This window comes from Photobacterium sanguinicancri (assembly GCF_002265265.1).
Classification (GTDB): domain Bacteria; phylum Pseudomonadota; class Gammaproteobacteria; order Enterobacterales; family Vibrionaceae; genus Photobacterium; species Photobacterium sanguinicancri.
Window position 1 is genome coordinate 1 of record NZ_NOIF01000281.1, and the last position, 4,078, is coordinate 4,078.

A 4,078-nucleotide genomic window follows, 5' to 3' on the forward strand; every position below is an offset into this window, starting at 1 on the left:
TTTAGAGATTGCAAGAATTTTTTTTGCTAAAAAGGTGGGTTGAATGCGAATAAATGGTTTGACAAAAAGTGTCATGAAATAAATTACATTTGGTTTTTTGGGGTCGGTCAAAATCATCGTTCGATCCCTATCCGCTCTTTGTAAAAACTTGATATTGATCAATGTTTGTTTTCTTTAAATTCTGCCTAATACGCACCATATATTGTAGTGGATGTTTGTTATACCCCTACATTTAGTGTTTTTGTGACAGTGTCATTATAGGAGCCTGCTGTGAACCCTGTTGTTATTAAGCGTGATGGATGCCGTGTACCTTTCGATGCGTACCGTATTAAAGAGGCCGTGCTAAGTGCTGCTAAGTCAGTTGAAGTGATGGATCAAGCGTATGCTGCATCTGTCGCTGACGGTGTACTTTCACAATTTATCTCGGCAGAGGAAGTGGAAATTCACGCCATTCAAGATGCAGTTGAAAACCATCTAATGGCAGGCCCACATAAAGAAGTGGCACGTGCGTACATCGAGTACCGTCATGACCGTGATCTTTCACGTGAAAAGAAAAGTCACTTAAATAATGAAATTCGTGGTCTGATTGAGCAGAGCAATGCATCGCTGCTCAATGAGAACGCAAACAAAGACAGTAAAGTTATCCCAACACAGCGTGATTTGTTAGCGGGTATTGTTGCTAAGCACTACGCGAAGCAGCACCTATTGCCACGTGATATTGTACAAGCGCATGAAAATGGCGATATTCATTACCATGATTTAGATTACTCACCGTTCTTCCCAATGTTCAACTGTATGTTGATCGATTTGGACGGCATGCTAACGCATGGTTTCAAAATGGGTAATGCAGAAATTGATACACCAAAATCAATTTCTACGGCCACTGCTGTGACGGCGCAGATCATTGCACAAGTCGCAAGCCACATTTATGGCGGTACAACCATCAACCGTATTGATGAAGTGCTGGCACCGTTTGTTACTGTGAGCTACGAAAAGCACTTAGAAGTTGCGATAGAGTGGGATATTGCTCAGCCAGAAGCGTTCGCGCAAAAGCGTACAGAAAAAGAGTGCTACGATGCATTCCAATCGCTTGAGTATGAAGTCAATACACTGCATACCGCGAATGGCCAAACACCATTTGTAACTTTTGGCTTTGGTTTAGGTACATCTTGGGAATCTCGTTTAATCCAACAATCTATCCTTAAGAATCGTATTGCTGGCCTTGGTAAAAACCGTAAAACAGCGGTATTCCCGAAATTAGTTTTTGCTATTAGAGATGGTTTAAACCATAAAACGGGCGACGCGAATTACGACATCAAGCAACTTGCTTTGGAATGTGCATCTAAGCGTATGTACCCAGATATTCTTAACTACGACAAAGTGGTTGAAGTGACGGGTTCATTCAAAACTCCTATGGGTTGTCGTAGCTTCTTAGGCCCATACGAAGAAAATGGCGAGCTGATCCACGAAGGGCGTAACAACATCGGTGTGGTTAGCCTGAACTTACCGCGTATTGCACTGCAAGCTAAAGGTAACGAAAGCCAATTCTTCGCATTGCTTGATGAGCGATTACAACTAGCTCGCCGTGCCTTAGAAACACGTATTTCTCGTTTAGACGGCGTGAAAGCTCGTGTTGCACCTATCCTTTATATGGAAGGGGCGTGTGGTGTGCGTTTGAATGCTGACGATAACGTTGCTGAAATCTTCAAGAATGGCCGTGCTTCTATTTCATTGGGTTACATTGGTATTCATGAAACGATCAATGCGCTATACGGTACTGAAGAGCATGTGTACGACAACGAAGAGCTGCGTAATAAAGCGGTAGCTATTGTTCAGCGTCTTAAAGATGCAACCGAACAATGGAAAGCAGAAACGGGTTACGGCTTTAGCCTTTACAGCACACCAAGTGAAAACTTGTGTAGCCGTTTTTGTGCGATTGATGCAAAAGAATTCGGTGTTGTGGATGGCGTAACTGAAAAAGGTTACTACACCAATAGCTTCCACCTAGATGTAGAGAAGCAAGTAAACCCTTACGACAAAATTGACTTTGAAATGCCATACCCACAGGTTGCGAACGGTGGTTTCATTTGTTACGGCGAGTACCCGAACATTCAGCATAATGTTGAGGCGCTAGAAAACGTATGGGATTACAGTTACAGCCGCGTACCTTATTACGGCACAAACACACCGATTGATGAGTGTTATGACTGTGGCTTTACAGGCGAATTTGACTGCACAAGCAAAGGTTTCACATGTCCTAAATGTGGTAACCATGAGCCGTCAAAAGTATCTGTAACACGTCGTGTATGTGGTTACCTTGGTAGCCCTGACGCTCGCCCGTTTAACTTTGGGAAGCAAGAAGAAGTTAAGCGCCGCGTAAAACATATGTAACATATTGATATATAAAGTTAAGTATTAATACCAATAAAAGAAGTGCAAATGCGCTTCTTTTGTTTTTCTAGCTGCGAGGAAATACTGTGCATTATCATAACTATTACCCTGTCGATGTTGTAAACGGACCAGGTACACGTTGCTCGTTGTTTGTTTCTGGCTGTGTGCATCAATGCCGTGGTTGTTACAACAAAAGCACGTGGCGGTTGGATAGCGGACATTTTTTCACGCAGCAAATGGAAGATCGTGTGATTGCGGATTTGAATGATACACGTATCAAGCGTCGTGGTTTATCACTATCAGGGGGTGATCCCCTTCATCCAGAGAATGTGTCATCAGTGCTTAAGCTGGTGCTACGTGTGCGTGAAGAGTGCCCAGATAAAGATATTTGGTTATGGACAGGCTATTTGCTTAATGAGTTAAGTGCAGAGCAGCAAGCGGTAATCGATCTTGTTGACGTCATGATTGATGGTAAATTTGAACAAGAAAAGCATGACCCGTCTCTTGTGTGGCGTGGAAGTGAAAATCAAGTGATCCATTATTTTAAAGATTTATGAGCAAAAGTGCTCGGCTCTACACTAGTGAGTGACTTGTAGGTAGCTACAGATCCAAAAAGTTATCCACTGTTTCTGTGTATAACCAGGGGGAAATCGAGTGGGTGAATAATTTACTTGTTTTCCTTCAAGCTATATACACTCTTACTAAACAACAGTTCTAACCCGTTCTGTTCCTTTCTTTTGGTTGCTCATAGCCTTACATCCTGATTCTCTATAGGTATTAATCACCTCCAATTATACTAAAGTTATTGAATATTCACTTAGCATAGATAGAATAACGTTCATGCTTCTTATCTAACGATACAGTCATGCCTTTAAGGAATGATGCGTGAGGTTCTTTCGTGCTTTCTCAGCTTATTACTCGCCTTTCTAACAATAGAATTGCAATTGCGCTATGTAATGTTTTTATTATGGCTTTGCCTATTTCATTACTAGCAACTTTTTGCAATCTATTAGAGATCTTTGTATTTAGAATGGAGTGGCTATCGTTTGCTGAAACGATTGGGAGTATTGGGCGGTTAACTGCACATATATTTCCAATATTGATTAATATCTACATGGCGATGTACTTATCTGATGCGCACCGTTTACCTAAGTCGGCCACAATCGCGTGCTCCTTAGCTGCATTTTTTATTGTATCGTATCAATGGACATTCATTTCAGTAGTTATTCCATTACCCAATAGCTTCGCTGTTGCGTTGCTGAGCGCGTTCATAGCTTGTATGTTGATCAATATGATAAACCGTATAAAGCTAATGCATGTTGACCTCTCAAGCAGCGTGGTTGATAACAGCTTAAAAGTGCTTCTTTGTTACATATTATCATTAACAATTATTGTGTGTGTAAGCAGCTTTGTAAAAGTTGTACTTATGCCCATGCTTTCTCAGTATCAATGGTTTCCTGTTTTGAACCCATTAGATTTTACTGATGCAATGATTTATGAATTCATTAGAAGCGTATTATGGTCGTTTGGTATTAATGGTCATAATATATTGCATACTTATAAGTCTGAACTCTATGATATTACCGTTGCTAATATTGAAGCATGGAAAAATAATGGTGATGTACTTAATATTATTAGTGCTAATTTCTATGATTTTTTCACGGGAATGGGGGGGAGTGGTAATACC

2 protein-coding genes and 1 pseudogene are annotated in these 4,078 nt (G+C 40.9%); all 3 read left to right on the forward strand.

Going from position 1 to position 4,078, the window contains the following annotated elements; translation table 11 throughout:
- Positions 1-270: 270 nt before the first annotated feature.
- Positions 271-2,391 carry an anaerobic ribonucleoside-triphosphate reductase gene (gene nrdD / locus ASV53_RS23090; RefSeq protein ID WP_094958861.1) on the forward strand — a complete coding sequence of 707 codons (2,121 nt, stop codon included), beginning with the start codon at positions 271-273 and terminating at the stop codon, positions 2,389-2,391.
- A gap of 86 nt (positions 2,392-2,477) precedes the next feature.
- Positions 2,478-2,948: an anaerobic ribonucleoside-triphosphate reductase-activating protein gene (nrdG, locus tag ASV53_RS23095; protein ID WP_094958862.1), complete on the forward strand. Its 471-nt coding sequence runs from the start codon at positions 2,478-2,480 to the stop codon at positions 2,946-2,948.
- Between the two features lie 341 nt (positions 2,949-3,289).
- Positions 3,290-4,078 (forward strand): annotated as a pseudogene (locus ASV53_RS23100) (EAL domain-containing protein); the annotation flags it as partial.